The organism is Pantoea sp. CTOTU50773 (genome assembly GCF_032082325.1).
GTDB lineage: Bacteria > Pseudomonadota > Gammaproteobacteria > Enterobacterales > Enterobacteriaceae > Pantoea > Pantoea communis.
The window spans coordinates 1-15,636 of the sequence record NZ_DAMDQC010000099.1; the positions used below are offsets into that span (position 1 = coordinate 1).

Annotated in this window: 12 protein-coding genes and 1 pseudogene; 9 read left to right on the plus strand and 4 right to left on the minus strand. The window is 55.5% G+C overall.

Features of this window, described 5'->3' with window-relative positions:
- The first annotated feature begins 20 nt into the window (after positions 1 to 20).
- A complete protein-coding gene (argE, locus tag RT340_RS15320) occupies positions 21 to 1,169 on the plus strand; it encodes an acetylornithine deacetylase (RefSeq protein ID WP_313376904.1) in 1,149 nt (382 codons plus the stop codon).
- A gap of 246 nt (positions 1,170 to 1,415) precedes the next feature.
- Positions 1,416 to 4,067, plus strand: a complete 2,652-nt coding sequence (gene ppc, locus RT340_RS15325; RefSeq protein WP_313376906.1) for a phosphoenolpyruvate carboxylase — start codon at positions 1,416 to 1,418, stop codon at positions 4,065 to 4,067.
- Between the two features lie 231 nt (positions 4,068 to 4,298).
- On the opposite strand, the gene metF is transcribed toward ppc, so the two are convergent.
- The 3 genes from metF to metB form a co-directional block, all read right to left on the minus strand.
- Positions 4,299 to 5,195, minus strand: coding sequence for a methylenetetrahydrofolate reductase (metF, locus tag RT340_RS15330; RefSeq protein WP_097119678.1), 897 nt, complete (start codon positions 5,193 to 5,195; stop codon positions 4,299 to 4,301).
- A gap of 216 nt (positions 5,196 to 5,411) precedes the next feature.
- Positions 5,412 to 7,844, minus strand: a complete 2,433-nt coding sequence (locus tag RT340_RS15335) for a bifunctional aspartate kinase/homoserine dehydrogenase II (protein ID WP_058960107.1) — start codon at positions 7,842 to 7,844, stop codon at positions 5,412 to 5,414.
- Positions 7,845 to 7,846: 2 nt separating this feature from the next.
- Positions 7,847 to 9,007: a cystathionine gamma-synthase gene (gene metB / locus RT340_RS15340; protein ID WP_313376909.1), complete on the minus strand. Its 1,161-nt coding sequence runs from the start codon at positions 9,005 to 9,007 to the stop codon at positions 7,847 to 7,849.
- A gap of 277 nt (positions 9,008 to 9,284) precedes the next feature.
- Between metB and metJ the strand changes: the two genes are divergently transcribed.
- A complete protein-coding gene (metJ, locus tag RT340_RS15345; RefSeq protein ID WP_034823729.1) occupies positions 9,285 to 9,602 on the plus strand; it encodes a met regulon transcriptional regulator MetJ in 318 nt (105 codons plus the stop codon).
- Between the two features lie 76 nt (positions 9,603 to 9,678).
- Here the strand turns inward: metJ and rpmE are convergent, their stop codons facing one another.
- Positions 9,679 to 9,894, minus strand: coding sequence for a 50S ribosomal protein L31 (rpmE, locus tag RT340_RS15350; protein ID WP_021506837.1), 216 nt, complete (start codon positions 9,892 to 9,894; stop codon positions 9,679 to 9,681).
- Positions 9,895 to 10,124: 230 nt separating this feature from the next.
- Here rpmE and RT340_RS15355 point away from each other — a divergent pair, with 230 nt between their 5' ends.
- The 6 genes and pseudogenes from RT340_RS15355 to hslU all read left to right on the plus strand — a co-directional run.
- Entirely contained in the window at positions 10,125 to 10,253 is a 129-nt protein-coding gene (locus RT340_RS15355; protein ID WP_313376911.1) for a hypothetical protein, read from the plus strand.
- Between the two features lie 8 nt (positions 10,254 to 10,261).
- Positions 10,262 to 12,460, plus strand: coding sequence for a primosomal protein N' (gene priA, locus RT340_RS15360; RefSeq protein ID WP_160868988.1), 2,199 nt, complete (start codon positions 10,262 to 10,264; stop codon positions 12,458 to 12,460).
- Positions 12,461 to 12,627: 167 nt separating this feature from the next.
- A complete protein-coding gene (gene cytR, locus RT340_RS15365; RefSeq protein WP_034823733.1) occupies positions 12,628 to 13,671 on the plus strand; it encodes a DNA-binding transcriptional regulator CytR in 1,044 nt (347 codons plus the stop codon).
- 166 nt (positions 13,672 to 13,837) lie between these two features.
- Positions 13,838 to 14,743, plus strand: a complete 906-nt coding sequence (gene ftsN, locus RT340_RS15370) for a cell division protein FtsN (RefSeq protein WP_313376916.1) — start codon at positions 13,838 to 13,840, stop codon at positions 14,741 to 14,743.
- Positions 14,744 to 14,948: 205 nt separating this feature from the next.
- Positions 14,949 to 15,485 carry an ATP-dependent protease subunit HslV gene (hslV, locus tag RT340_RS15375; protein WP_071845580.1) on the plus strand — a complete coding sequence of 179 codons (537 nt, stop codon included), beginning with the start codon at positions 14,949 to 14,951 and terminating at the stop codon, positions 15,483 to 15,485.
- A 5-nt stretch (positions 15,486 to 15,490) separates the two neighbouring features.
- Positions 15,491 to 15,636 (plus strand): annotated as a pseudogene (gene hslU / locus RT340_RS15380) (HslU--HslV peptidase ATPase subunit); the annotation flags it as partial.

A 15,636-nucleotide genomic window follows, 5' to 3' on the forward strand; every position in this document is an offset into this window, starting at 1 on the left:
TAACTCAAGGACCGTCAACAGTGAAGACAAAATTACCGCCTTTTATCGAACTCTACCGCCAGCTGATTGCCACACCATCGATCAGCGCCACTGACAGCGCGCTGGATCAGAGCAATGAAACTTTAATCAATTTGCTGGCGGGCTGGTTCCGCGATTTAGGCTTCAGTGTTGAAGTCCAGCCAGTCCCGGGTACGCGTCATAAATTCAATATGCTGGCACGCAGCGGTTTGGGTGCTGGCGGCCTGCTGCTGGCAGGCCATACCGATACCGTTCCGTATGATGATGGCCGCTGGACGCGTGATCCTTTCACCCTGACCGAGCACGACAACAAGCTATACGGTTTAGGTACGGCGGATATGAAAGGCTTCTTTGCTTTTATTCTGGATGCGCTGCGTGACGTTGACGTGACCAAACTGAGCAAGCCACTGTACATCCTCGCCACCGCCGATGAAGAGACCACCATGGCCGGTGCGAAGTACTTTTCCGAATCCACCCAGTTGCGTCCAGATTGCGCCATCATTGGTGAGCCGACCTCACTGAAGCCGGTGCGCGCGCACAAAGGTCATCTGTCGAACGTGATTCGTATTCAGGGTCAGTCAGGCCACTCCAGCGATCCTTCACGCGGTGTGAACGCCATTGAGCTGATGCATGAATCCATTACCCAGCTGATGCAACTGCGCAATACCCTGAAAAATCGCTATAACCACGATGGATTTGCGATTCCTTACCCGACCATGAACTTTGGTCACATTCACGGTGGCGATGCCGCGAACCGTATCTGCGCCTGCTGCGAATTGCACATGGATATTCGTCCGCTGCCGGGCTTAACTCTGAGCGATTTGGATGGCTTGCTGAATGAAGCCTTGGCGTCAGTAAGCGAACGCTGGCCGGGGCGTTTAACGGTAGGTGAACTGCACCCGCCGATTCCTGGCTACGAATGTCCGGCCGATCATGAGCTGGTGAAAGTGGTAGAGAAACTGCTGGGCGTGCCGACTGAAGTGGTGAACTATTGCACCGAAGCGCCTTTTATCCAGCAATTGTGTCCAACGCTGGTTTTAGGTCCAGGATCGATCAATCAGGCGCACCAGCCAGATGAATTTATCGATACCGCATTTATTAAGCCAACTCATGCGCTTATCACGCAGGTTGTTCAGCATTTTTGTCACTGATTAACAATAGATGGGGCAATTCACTGTTAAAACAGTAAATTGCCCGGTCATTGTTCGGGATTTGATAATAAGAATAACTTATCTCGCTTCCCCCCAAGTTAATTCTATGAATTTCCGGTAGTTAGCAGCGAATTATCGTCAATTTAAGTCAATTGACGAACAGGAAGAACCGTGGCTAGATAAAAGACGATGTTATGCCCGTTGGGTGTAAGGGTACTTTCAAGACGATAAGGGTGTCAGGGTCAAATGAACGAACAATATTCCGCAATGCGAAGTAATGTCAGTATGCTCGGCAAACTGCTCGGGGATACGATAAAGGATGCACTGGGAGAGAACATCCTCGATCGGGTGGAAACCATCCGCAAACTCTCTAAGTCCTCCCGCGCAGGCAATGACACCGATCGTAAGGAACTGCTGAACACGCTGCAAAACCTGTCTAATGACGAGTTACTACCTGTTGCACGCGCGTTTAGCCAGTTCCTCAACCTGACCAACGTGGCAGAGCAGTATCAGACCATCTCCCGCAGCGGCGATGGCGCGAATAATCCGGAAATCCTGAAGAAGACCTTTGAACGTCTGAAGCAGCAAAACGACATCAGCGAAAGTTCGATTCGCCAGGCGATCGAAGAACTGTCGCTGGAGCTGGTGCTGACCGCTCACCCAACGGAGATCACCCGACGTACGCTGATCCACATGCTGGGCGAAGTGAATAGCTGCCTGCAGCAACTCGACCACAGCGATCTCTCCGATTACGAGCGCACGCAAGTCATGCGTCGCCTGCGTCAGTTGGTCGCACAAGCCTGGCATACCGATGAAATCCGTAAGTATCGTCCAACACCGATTGATGAAGCCAAATGGGGCTTTGCCGTGGTCGAAAATAGCCTGTGGCAAGGCGTACCGGCATTCCTGCGCGAGCTGAACGAGCAGGTTGAAGAGACCTTTGGTATTAAGTTGCCCGTCGATTTCGTGCCGATTAAATTCACCTCGTGGATGGGCGGCGATCGCGACGGTAACCCGAACGTCACCGCACCTATCACACGCCATGCGATGCAGTTGAGCCGCTGGAAAGCCGCCGATCTGTTCCTGCGCGACGTGGGCGTGCTGATTTCTGAACTGTCGATGTCCGAATGCAGCGATGAAGTACGCGAGTTGTGCGGCGATCCAGAAGCGCTGGAACCGTACCGCATGATTCTGAAGCGCATCCGTGGCCAGCTGATGACCACGCAAGCTTATTTAGGCCGTCGTTTGAAAGGCGAGCGCCTGCCGCGCCCTGCCGATCTACTGGTCTCGAACGATCAACTGTGGCAACCGCTGTTCGCCATCTATCAATCTCTGCAACAGTGCGGCATGGGCATCATCGCCAACGGTCAGTTGCTGGATACGCTGCGTCGCGTGAAGTGTTTCGGCGTGCCGTTGGTGCGCATCGATATCCGTCAGGAGAGCACCCGTCACACCGAAGCGATTGCCGAAGTGACGCGCTATCTGGGACTGGGTGACTACGAAAGCTGGTCAGAAGCCGACAAACAGGCGTTCCTGATCCGCGAACTGAATTCCAAACGTCCGCTGCTGCCGCATCAATGGGAGCCGGGCGACAACACGCGCGAAGTGCTGGATACCTGTAAAGTGGTGGCTGAAGCGCCGCAAGGTTCCATCGCCTCTTACGTGATTTCGATGGCGAAAACGCCGTCGGACGTGCTGGCGGTGCACTTGCTGTTAAAAGAAGCCGGTATTCCTTACGCGATGCCGGTAGCGCCACTGTTCGAAACCCTCGACGATTTGAACAACGCCAATTACGTCATGACGCAGTTGCTGAATATCGATTGGTATCGCGGTTTCATCAACGGCAAACAGATGGTGATGATTGGTTATTCCGATTCGGCGAAAGATGCCGGCGTGATGGCCGCCAGCTGGGCGCAGTACGAAGCACAGGATGCGTTGATCAAGACCTGTGAGAAAGCCGGCATCACGCTGACGCTGTTCCACGGACGCGGTGGTTCCATCGGCCGTGGCGGCGCACCGGCACACGCAGCACTGCTGTCGCAACCGCCGGGCAGCCTGAAAGGCGGCCTGCGCGTGACCGAACAAGGCGAGATGATTCGCTTCAAATACGGTTTGCCAGAAGTCACCATCGCCAGCCTGTCGCTGTATACCGGTGCGATTCTGGAAGCCAACCTGATGCCACCGCCAGAACCAAAGCGCGAGTGGAAAGAGATCATGAACGGTTTGTCCGCCCATTCCTGCGCCATGTATCGCGGCTATGTGCGTGAAAACCCGGACTTCGTACCGTATTTCCGTTCGGCCACGCCAGAGCAAGAGCTGGGTAAACTGCCACTCGGTTCACGTCCGGCGAAGCGTCGTCCTACCGGCGGCGTGGAATCACTGCGTGCGATTCCGTGGATCTTCGCCTGGACGCAGAACCGCTTGATGCTGCCAGCCTGGCTCGGTGCCGGTGCGGCGCTGCAGAAGGCGATGGACGAAGGGCATCAGGACCAGCTGGAAGCGATGTGTAGCCAATGGCCGTTCTTCGCCACCCGTCTGGGCATGCTGGAGATGGTGTTCTCGAAAGCTGACCTGTGGCTGGCGGAGTATTACGATCAGCGTCTGGTTGATAAATCACTGTGGCCGCTGGGTCTGCAGTTGCGCGATCAGCTGGCTGCGGATATCAAAGCCGTGTTGACCATCGCCAACGATGCGCATTTGATGGCTGACCAGCCATGGATCGCCGAGTCTATCGCGCTGCGTAACGTTTACACCGATCCGCTCAACGTGTTGCAGGCTGAACTGCTGCATCGTGCACGTGCGCAGGAAGAGCGTGGTGACGAGCCGGATGCGCGTGTTGAACAAGCGTTGATGGTGACGATTGCGGGTGTAGCAGCGGGTATGCGTAATACGGGCTAGTGGCGTAAAACGCTAATCACGAAGGGGCCAATGTGCCCCTTTTTTAATGGGTGTTGCGCGTCGCGGGAAGAGGCGGCAATTACGTAAAGCCGCTATCTCGTCCCTGATCGCTCGGCGTGCGCCATCCCTGGCGCCCAACGCTTTACTCCATTTGCCGCCTCTTCCCGCTGGGTAACATGGTGCCAATGAAAAGAGGGCACATTGGCCCCCTCATAATTCTATTTAATAAAATCAGTTCGTTAAGGTCGGACGCACACCCAGCGTGTGACAGATGGCGTAACTCAATTCTGCGCGGTTCAGCGTGTAGAAGTGGAAATCCTTCACCCCTTCGCGTGACAGGATTTTCACCATGTCCATGGCGATATTGGCGCCGACCATTTTGCGGGTTTCTGGATCGTCATCCAGTCCGGCAAACATCGCATTCATCCAGCCCGGCACGCGCACGTTAGTCATGGTGGCAAAGCGCTGCAGCTGTTTGAAGTTAGATACCGGCAAAATGCCCGGCACGATTTCGACATCAATGCCTGCCGCAACACAGCGATCGCGGAAGCGCAGGTAACTCTCAACATCAAAGAAGAACTGCGTGATGGCGCGGTTGGCACCGTTATCGACTTTACGCTTCAGGTTGATCAAATCCGCTTGCGCACTTTTCGCTTCAGGATGCACTTCCGGATAAGCGGCTACGGAGATATCAAAATCGCCCACTTCTTTAAGCAATTCAACCAAATCAGCGCCGTACATCTCAGGCTTGCCGCTACCCGGAGGCAAATCGCCGCGCAGAGCCACGATGTGACGGATACCGTTATCCCAGTAATCGCGCGCGATGGTGCGTAACTCATCACGCGTGGCATCAATGCAGGTCAGATGAGGAGCCGCTTCCAGGCCGGTGCGCTCTTTAATGCCTTTGATGATGCTGTGTGTACGGTCGCGTTCGCCAGAGTTCGCACCGTAGGTGACAGAGAGGAATTTCGGTTTCAGGATGCTCAGTCGATCAATCGAACTCCACAAGGTTTCTTCCATTTCACTGGTGCGAGGCGGGAAAAATTCAAAAGAGACATTAATTTGCCCGTTCAGCTCAGCCAGGCTTTGGTTCAACGCTTCGCGCTGATTGGCGTGAAAGAAACTCATCCAGATTACCTCGTCGTCACATATCGATTAACTTGCGGCCTGCGAACATCTATACGTTTAGACGTCCAGATGTACAAAATGAATCATTAGCGCGTTAGCGTCAACTTAAAATTAATGTACAGGCGTGACAAATATTCAATCAAGTTGAAAGAGTTTCATGTTCGCGAAGAGGGTGAAAAGCGCAGACGGCGGGCACCGTCTGCGTTGCAAGGCAGACTACAGCAGTTGTGCGAGACGATTGATATCCGATTGTAACGCACCGGCTGTCACATCACGGCCGGCGCCCGGCCCGCGGATCACCAGCGGATTATCACGATACCAGCGGCTTTCGATAGCAAACACGTTATCGCACGGCAGCAGTGAAGCCAGCGGGTGTTCCGGACGCACCGCTTCCACCCCCACACGGGCCTTTCCGTTGGCATCGAAACGTGCCACATAGCGCAGCACCAGGCCCATCTCCTGCGCCGCTTCAAAGCGTTGCAGCATTTGGTCATTCAACTCGTCGGCATTCTCGAAGAAGTGGTCAATCGATTCTTCTTCGCAATCCGACGGCACCAGCGATTCAACACGCACCTGATCCGGCTCGATGTCATAACCGGCTTCACGCGCCAGGATGACCAGCTTGCGCATCACATCCTGCCCCGACAGATCTACGCGCGGATCGGGTTCGGTGAGACCTTGCTGCCAGGCCTGATCCACCAGCTCACTGAACGGCACGGTGCCATCAAATTGCAGGAACAGCCAGGACAGCGTGCCGGAGAAAATACCACTGATGGCCAGAATGCTGTCGCCGCTTTCGCGCAGATCGCGCACCGTATGGTTCACCGGTAATCCTGCGCCTACCGTGGCGTTATATAGCCAGTGACGGCCGGTTTTGGCGAACGCATCACGAATCTGCCGCCAACTCTGGCTGCTGGATGCGCCTGCGACTTTGTTCGCGCTAATGACATGGAAACCGTGGCTGGCAAAATCAAGATATTGCTGTGCCAGCGGTGCGCTGGCGGTGACGTCCAGCACCACTAAATCATCGAACGGATGGGCGCGCATCCACAGGAACAGCGACTCTTCATCGCGTTCTTCGGCTTCGTCATCAAAAAAGGCGAGCGCACGGCTGGCTTCCAGACCTTCGTAGCTCAGCAAACTACGACTGCTATCCGCCACGCCTGCCAGCACATACTCAAAGCCGGTACGCGCCGATAAGCCTTCCTGCTCGCGGGCAAACAACTCCAGCCAGCGTGAGCCGATATTGCCTTTACCAAACAGCATCAGACCGATGCGCTTTTCCGCGCGGAACAATGACTGGTGCAGCCCCTGAATCAGGTGCTGCGTCGGTCCTACGCGCAGTACGGCAACAATACTGATGTGATCTTCTGACTGCCAGACAAACTCAACCGGCTGGTCTTTGATCTGTTGCCAGAAACGATGGCTATGGAGCGGGTTACGCGTCACGCCTGCGCCGACCAACGCCACCAACGCTAAGCCATCGCGCAGTTGCAGATGACCCGGCAGCGCAGCGTCCTGCAACAAATTGAATGCGCTGTTCACCACTTCGGAGGTGTAGCAGAGTTGCAGCAAACGGCGATCGGGATGGACACCCATCGCCAGCGGACGCAGTTGCGCACGCTTCAGCAGCAGATCGATCTCTTTCTGCTGCGTTTTGAAATCGTGGTTTTCTGGGATGTGGATCTCTACCAGGCACACATCGTCGTGGCTGGTGACAATACGCGCGCCGGTACCGGAAGCCAGTACGCGCTCAATGCGCGTTGAGCCCTGCTCAGGTTGATAGCTGCAACGCAACTGCAGATCGATATCGCTATTCGACACGGGCTGCAGCGTACGTGTATGCAATACCGGTGCGGCCAGACGCGCCAGTTCGCTGGCCTCATCTAAGCGCAGTAAAGGCAGCAAACAGGCGTCGGACACTTTACGCGGATCGGCGCTATAGACACCGGCCACATCGCTCCAGATGGTGACACGGTTTACGCCTGCCAGCGCACCGATCTGCGTGGCTGAGTAGTCCGAACCATTGCGACCCAGTAACACCGTTTCACCGGCATCGCTACGGCTGATAAAGCCGGTTACCACCAAACGCTTATGAGGATGCTGAGCCAGCAGCGCCTGTAGCAATGGCCAGGACTTGCCTTCATCGACCTGTGGCTGCGCAGCACGTTCGGCACGCAGAAAGTCACGCGCGTCCAGCCATGCAGACTCGATATCACGCTGACTCAGCACTGCCGCCATCAAGCGTGCCGACCAGATTTCACCGTGCCCCACCACTTCGGCATACACCGCATCGGTGATAGCGCCGTCAAGCAGTGCCGCCAGACGTTCTAAATCGCGAATAAAGGCAGCGGTCAGCGTTTCAGCAAATTCAACAGGCAACAGCGCAGCGATCAGTTCGCTGTGAAAACGGCGTAAAGCTTGTTGCACCTGATGGGCAGATAAGCGATCGCTCTGGCTCAGTTTAAGCCAGCTAATCAGCTGGTTGGTGGTGCTGCCTGCGGCAGAGACCACCATTAAATCGCCCGGCTGGCTGTAATCCGCCATGATGCTGGCGACACGTTGATAACAACGTGCATCCGCCAGGCTACTGCCACCAAATTTGTGCAACTGCTTGTTCGGCGTTCCCGCGCCTGCTGAACTTGTCATGCTTACTCCTCGGCTGCGATCCGGAATGCATTATCCAGATCGGCGATTAAATCTTCGTGATCTTCAATTCCGACAGAAATACGCAGCAGCGTTTCTGAAATACCCGCTGCCGCGCGCGCTTCCGCAGACATGCCGGCATGCGTCATAGTCGCAGTATGCGAAATCAGGCTCTCCACGCCACCCAGGGATTCCGCCAGCGTGAACAACTGCAGCGCTTTCAGGAAGCGGCGCAGACGCGCTTCATCAGCGTCAAGTTCAAAGCTGAGCATCGCACCAAAGCCACGTTGTTGACGCACCGCGTACTCATGTCCGGCATTTTCCGGCAGAGACGGATGATACAGTTTTTTCACCAGCGGTTGTTGCTTCAGGTAATCAACAATCGCCAGCGCATTACGCTGCGCTGCCGCCATACGCGGCGCCAGCGTGCGCATACCGCGCAACAGCAGGTAGCTATCAAACGCTGCGCCGGTTACACCAATATTATTCGCCCACCAGGCAAGATCCGTGGCCATCGCCGGATCTTTAGAAATCACCGCTCCGGCCACCACATCCGAGTGACCATTCAGGTATTTGGTGCAAGAGTGGATAACCAGATCGGCTCCCAGCGCCAGCGGATTTTGCAATGCCGGACTCAGGAAGGTGTTATCCACTACACTGATCGCACCCGCTGCACGCGCCGCCTGGCAAATGCCGGCGATATCTACCACGCGCAGCAGCGGATTGCTTGGGCTCTCCACCAACACGAGTTTGGGTTTCTCGGCCAGCGCGGCTGCCAGCGCGGCTTTGTCACCCTGATCGACAAATTTCACGCGATAAGCACCGCGTTTGCTCAGGCTGTCGAACAGGCGATAGCTGCCGCCGTAGCAGTCATGTGGGGCAACCAGCAGATCGCCCGGCTTCAGGAACACGGTGGTCACCAGATGAATCGCTGACATCCCGGTATTGGTTAATACCGCGCCCGCACCGCCTTCCAGTTCTGCCAGCGCGCGTTGTACCACATCACGCGTGGGGTTACCGCGACGTGAGTAGTCATGTGCACGCGGTTCATTAAAGTCGAGGAAGTTGTAGGTGCTGGAGAGGTGAATCGGTGGGACAACGCAGCCATATTGCTCGTCATCATTCAAACCGCTGCGTACTGCGATGGTTGCCTGTTTACGCGTCATGGTGCTTACTGTTCCTGAAGTGTAATAAGAAGTGGCAACAGGATAACATTCAGCGCATAGACGTCAATACATCTGGACATCTAAATGTCTTTGCGTATAGATTGAGCAAATCATCAATACCCGCTAAAATTACGCGTCATCGCCTGGTGTTCAGCGCGCTTTCCTGTGAAAAGCGATGCGTAAGCATAAAACCGGCAGTTTAAGCGGTCAGGCATCGAAAAATCGGGCATAATCAACGGATTTCCCCATATTCAACTTTTATTGATTAAGGTAACCCATGGCTGAATGGAACGGCGAATATATCAGCCCTTACGCTGAACACGGCAAGAAGAGCGAGCAGGTTAAGAAGATTACAGTTTCTATCCCGCTGAAAGTGCTGAAAATTTTAACGGATGAACGCACGCGCCGTCAGGTGAATAACCTGCGTCATGCCACAAATAGCGAATTGCTGTGCGAAGCCTTTTTGCATGCTTTCACCGGGCAGCCGCTGCCAAATGATGTCGATTTGCGCAAAGAACGTAGCGATGAGATTCCGGAAGAAGCTAAGCAGATTATGCGTGAGATGGGCATCGATCCCGACACCTGGGAATACTGAGTCCAGAAACAAAAAAACCCAGCCAAGGCTGGGTTTTTTCTTGCTGCCGAATCCGAAGATTCGATGGCAAATAATCTTATTTCTTGCTGCCTGGGATGCTGAAACGCTTGTTGAAGCGATCAACACGACCACCAGAATCAACAACACGCTGCTTACCAGTGTAGAACGGGTGGCATTTGCCGCACACGTCCAGGTTCAGGGTACCAGTCATGGTTGAACGGGTGTTGATCACGTTGCCGCAAGAGCAGGTGATGGTCACAGCTTCGTATTTCGGGTGAATACCTTGTTTCATGGGAGAACCTCATAAAAGGCCGTGTCGCTCTCCGTGCCAGGCGAACCTGCACAGCACCACACGCGGTTAATAATTAAGTGTATCTTTGACAAGTCATCTCATCAAAGGCGACATAGTATACAGAAATTGACCGCACCAGGCAAATATCAGCTGTTTATTCTCTGAGCCACTGGGAGGCAGTGAACGTCCTCATCCCACTACATCTGATGGAAAGAGCGTGCGCAGCCAATGTGTCTATGCGCTGTGGCGGTGGCGGTGGCGGTGGCGGTGGCGGTGGCGGTGGCGGTGGCGGTGGCGTGAAGTATGACGAGGGTTGCATCAGCGTGTACACTACTTCTCCTTATTACAGTACCGGATAGAGATCGACATGCCCGTTGTTCAGGTTGCCCTGCCCGTTCCGCTGCCTCGCCTGTTTGACTACCTTCTGCCCGCCGATGCGGCGCAGCCGGTGGTGGGCGCGCGCGTCAGCGTGCCGTTTGGCAATCGTAAAATGATCGGCATTGTGGTGGCTGTAAAGGAAACCAGCGACCTGCCTCTGGCTCAGCTCAAACCGCTGGAGAGCGTGCTGGACGATCAAAGCCTGTTCTCTCCAGCGCTGTGGCGCATCCTTAACTGGGCCGCCAGCTATTACCATTCGCCGCTCGGCGAGGTGCTCAACCATGCTCTACCTGTGCTGCTGCGTCAGGGCAAACCGGCGCAGGAAACGCCGTTGTGGCAGTGGGTGGTCAACGACGCCGGACGCGAAGTGGCCATGGAAAGCCTGAAGCGTGCACCCAAACAGCAGCAAGCTTTAGCGGCACTGCGCCAGCAACCTCTCTATCGCCATCAGGTCAGTGAACAGGATCTGACTGACGCCGCGCTGCAATCATTGCGTGCCAAAGGTCTGTGCGATCTGCGTGAACACGCACCGCAGATGCACGATTGGCGCACCACCTTTGCGGTGAAGGGCGATCGCCTGCGTCTCAATACCGATCAGGCGATGGCCGTCGGCGCGATGCGCAGCGAAGATGATCATTATGCAGCGTGGTTGCTGGCAGGCATTACCGGTTCGGGCAAAACCGAAGTCTATCTCAGCGTGCTAGAGAATGTGCTGGCGCGCGGCAAACAGGCGCTGGTACTGGTGCCGGAAATCGGCCTGACACCGCAAACTATTGCACGCTTCCGTGAACGCTTCGATGCGCCGATCGATGTGCTGCACTCGGCACTCAATGACAGTGAGCGTCTTGCGGTATGGCTGCGTGCGCGCAGTGGCGAAACCGCGATTATCATCGGTACGCGTTCCGCGCTGTTCACACCGCTGGCGCGTCCGGGGGTAATCATTATTGATGAAGAACACGACAGTTCGTACAAGCAGCAGGAAGGCTGGCGCTATCAGGCGCGCGATCTGGCGGTGTTTCGCGCTCACGAAGAAGATATCCCGATTGTGATGGGTTCTGCCACACCGGCGCTGGAAACGCTGCACAATGTGCGCGTCGGCAAGTATCGACAGCTCAACCTTACCAAACGCGCGGGCAACGCCAAACCGGCACTGCAACAGCTAATCGACCTTAAAGGCCAGCAGCTTAAGGGTGGGCTCGCGCCCGCATTGCTGGGCAAAATGCGCCAGCACCTGCAGGCCGATAATCAGGTATTGCTGTTCCTCAACCGCCGCGGATTCTCGCCTGCATTGATGTGCCACGACTGCGGGTGGCTGGCAGAGTGTCAACGCTGCGACAGCTATTACACGCTGCATCAGCATCATCGTCAGCTGCGCTGCCACCACTGCGACAGCCAGCGCCCGCTGCCCAATCAATGTCCGGGTTGCGGTTCCACACACCTGATGCCGGTCGGCGTCGGTACAGAGCAGCTTGAGCAGCAGCTCAGCACACTCTTTCCCGGCGTACCGGTGTCGCGCATTGATCGCGATACCACCAGCCGCAAAGGTGCACTGGAGCAGCATCTGGCGGATGTGCATCGCGGCGGTGCCCGCATTCTGGTTGGCACACAGATGCTGGCAAAAGGGCACCATTTCCCCGACGTGACGCTGGTTTCCCTGCTGGATGTCGATGGCGCCTTATTCTCCGCCGATTTCCGCGCCGCCGAACGCTTTGCTCAACTCTATACCCAAGTGGCCGGGCGCGCCGGGCGCGCCGGTAAACAGGGTGAAGTACTGCTGCAGACGCACCATCCCGAGCATCCGCTGTTGCAAACGTTGCTGCATCGTGGCTATTTCGCCTTTGCCGAGGAAACCTTGCTGGAGCGCCAATCGGTGCAGCTGCCGCCGTGGACCAGCCACGCGCTGTTCCGCGCGGAAGACATGGACAATGCGCAGGCCGCTGAATTCCTCACGCAGCTGCGCAATTTACTCGAAGCCAGCCCGCTGAAAGATGAGGCTATGTGGCTGATGGGTCCGGTTCCGGCATTGGCACCAAAGCGCAGTGGGCGCTGGCGCTGGCAACTGTTGCTACAGCATCCTTCGCGTAAACGCCTGCAACAGCTGCTAAGCAGTTCGCTACCGCTGATCTCCACCCTGCCCGCCGCGCGCAAAACCAAATGGACACTGGATATCGACCCCACCGAGAGTTAGGCCGCATCACATCTGCGAGCCAGATCGAAAAAAGTCGCACAAGTCACAATTTTTATGCAAATTAAGTAACAACCTCACCCGACGTTGGGTTATCAATAGTGCCCATCCCGGCTGAAGTCCGGCAATGTCTGAAAATCAATGCGCTGTACCGCGTCAGGAGTTATACGTTGGACCAGAAGCAACCTTCATCTGCTGCCACCATGAAAGATGTGGCCGAGAAAGCCGGCGTCTCTACCGCCACGGTTTCTCGCGCGCTGATGAACCCGGAAAAAGTCTCGGCTGCCACCCGGCAGAAAGTAGAACAAGCGGTGATTGATGTCGGCTATGCGCCACACGGGCTGGCGCGCAATGCCAAACGCGGCGAAACGCAAACCATATTGGTAATAGTGCCGGACATCTGCGATCCGTTCTTTAGTGAAATCATCCGTGGCGTCGAAGTCACCGCGGCGCAGGAAGGCTATCTGGTGTTGATTGGCGACTGCGCACATCAGGATCAGCAGGAAAAAACCTTCCTCAACCTGATGTTGACGCGCCAAATCGACGGCATGGTGCTGCTGGGTTCACAACTGCCGTTCGATGCAGGAATTGAAGATCAGCGTAACCTGCCGCCGATGGTGATGGGCAACGAATTCGCCCCGGAAATGGCTCTGCCTACCGTGCATATTGATAACCTGACGGCGGCATTTGAAGCTGTCAATCATCTGCTGCAACTCGGTCATCGCCAGATTGCCTGCATTACCGGGCCGGAACATATCCCGCTCAGCCAGTATCGTTTACAAGGCTACATTCAGGCTCTGCGCCGCAGCAGTATCGCCATTGATCCCACGATGATTGTGCACGGTGATTTCACCTTCGAAGCTGGTGCCAGTGCGCTGAAACAGTTGATGAGCTTACCGCAGCCGCCGAAAGCCATTTTCTGCCACAGCGACTTGATGGCATTAGGTGCAATGAATCAGGCACGAAAGCTGGGCATGCGCATTCCGCAGGATCTTTCCGTGGTGGGATTTGACGATATCGAACTGGCGCAGTATTACGATCCCCCACTCACCACCGTGGCACAGCCGCGATTTGCCATTGGTCGTGAGGCGATGCTGCTGTTGCTGGATGAACTGCAGGGCAAACGCGTCAACAACGGCTCACGTTTACTCGACGCGGAATTACGCGTGCGCGGAAGCACCGCACCCGCCACAAAAACGGGAAAAATGGTCTAGGCTTCACTCCATTTTCAGCGGATTCTGAAGGCAGACTCTGCTGGTCAAAGTTCCAGCCCTTGAGTAACATGACGCATTCGTTGCCGGGCAATTAACAGAACTTTTACACCCGTCTTAATTTAGGGTTTCGCCCATTGGCATTTTTTTGAAGGGTATCAGAACGAAAGTGGCACAGAGAGATTATGTAGGCCGCGGGCGTTCAACAGGGACGCGTCGCAAAAAACCCGCTGCAGGCCGCAGTAAGAAAAGCAAAGGCGGCTCCGGCACGTCAAAGTTGATGATCGTACTGGCCGTGGCCGTGCTGGTCACCTTTGCCGGTGGTTTATGGTTCATCTCTCATCATAAAAAAGAAGAGACTGAGGTCATTCCGAATCATAAAGCCAACGGCAACGGCCTTCCGCCTAAGCCGGAAGAGCGCTGGAAATACATCAAAGAGCTGGAAAATCGCCAAATCACCGTGCCGACGCCGACTGAACCGTCTGCTGGTGGTGGTGTGCAATCACAAACACAGCTGACGGATGAGCAGCGCCAATTGCTGGAACAGATGCAGGCTGATATGCGCCAGCAACCGACGCAGCTCAACGAAGTGCCGTGGAACGAACAAACTCCGGCACAGCGTCAGCAAACTCTGCAACGCCAGCAGCAGGTTCAGCAACAACAGCAACAGATGCAGCGCCAGCAGCAACAGTTACAGCAGCAACAGTTACAGCAGCAACAACGTCAACAACAGTTGCAGCAACAGCAGGCGACGCGTCAACAACAACAGCCAGCGCCGATAACGCGTGAACCAGTGCAACAGCCGAAACCCCAGGAAACGGCAAAAGCGAAACCGGAAGAGAAAGCCGCTTCGCAGCGCTGGATGGTGCAGTGTGGATCGTTCAAAGGCACTGACCAGGCAGAGTCTGTGCGCGCAGGTCTGGCTTTTGAAGGTTTCGAGAGTCGTATCACCACCAGCGGGGGCTGGAATCGTGTGGTAATCGGGCCGTTTAAAGATCGCAGCAGCGCTGACAGCACGGTCAAACGCTTACACAGCTCCGGACACGGAAGCTGCATTCCTCTCGCTTTACCTTAAGTCATTCGCCTCGCGGCAAGTGCGTGAATCCCCTGAGCTTGCATCAGTAAGTTACAGGGGTGAACGCACCTCGCCAACGTACCGGCCATTTCAAGTAAGACAAATCTCGGGGTTGAAACCCTTCAAACCTACCCCATATCTGGTTGCATGATACTCCGCGCTCTGTGCGCGAAGTTCCTTATCCACTGCAACAAGGGGTCTGCCCGTGACAACAATAGTAAGTGTACGACGCAACGGCCGAGTCGTGATTGGCGGTGATGGCCAGGCTACGCTCGGCAATACCGTGATGAAAGGCAACGTGAAGAAAGTGCGTCGTCTCTACAATGATAAAGTGATCGCTGGTTTTGCTGGCGGCACCGCAGATGCCTTCACCCTGTTTGAACTGTTCGAGCGCAAGCTGGAAATGCATCAAGGCCACCTGGTGAAAGCCGCGGTCGAGTTGGCAAAAGACTGGCGTACCGATCGCATGCTGCGCCGTCTTGAAGCGCTGCTGGCGGTAGCTGATGAGAACTCCTCACTGATCATCAGCGGTAACGGAGACGTGATCCAGCCAGAAAATGATCTGATTGCCATCGGTTCTGGCGGTCCTTACGCCCAGGCAGCGGCACGCGCCCTGCTGGAGAACACCGACATTGGTGCGCATGATATCGTTGAGAAGGCGCTGAACATCGCTGGCGATATCTGCATTTACACCAACCACAACATCAACTTTGAAGAATTACCGTCTAAGGCTAAGGACTAAACATCATGTCTGAGATGACTCCCCGCGAGATTGTCAGCGAGCTTAACCGCTTTATTATCGGCCAGGACGGCGCAAAGAAGGCCGTGGCGATTGCGCTGCGTAACCGCTGGCGCCGTATGCAGCTTGATGAAGAGCTGCGTCATGAAGTGAC

What these genes read in the sequence shown, in the direction of transcription:
- metF (WP_097119678.1), bottom strand. Translation starts at nt 5,195, where the DNA reads ATGAGTTTCTTTCACGCCAATCAGCGCGAAGCGTTGAACCAAAGCCTG.
- metJ (WP_034823729.1), top strand. Translation starts at nt 9,285, where the DNA reads ATGGCTGAATGGAACGGCGAATATATCAGCCCTTACGCTGAACACGGC.
- ppc (WP_313376906.1), top strand. Translation starts at nt 1,416, where the DNA reads ATGAACGAACAATATTCCGCAATGCGAAGTAATGTCAGTATGCTCGGC.
- metB (WP_313376909.1), bottom strand. Translation starts at nt 9,007, where the DNA reads ATGACGCGTAAACAGGCAACCATCGCAGTACGCAGCGGTTTGAATGAT.
- rpmE (WP_021506837.1), bottom strand. Translation starts at nt 9,894, where the DNA reads ATGAAACAAGGTATTCACCCGAAATACGAAGCTGTGACCATCACCTGC.
- priA (WP_160868988.1), top strand. Translation starts at nt 10,262, where the DNA reads ATGCCCGTTGTTCAGGTTGCCCTGCCCGTTCCGCTGCCTCGCCTGTTT.
- RT340_RS15335 (WP_058960107.1), bottom strand. Translation starts at nt 7,844, where the DNA reads ATGACAAGTTCAGCAGGCGCGGGAACGCCGAACAAGCAGTTGCACAAA.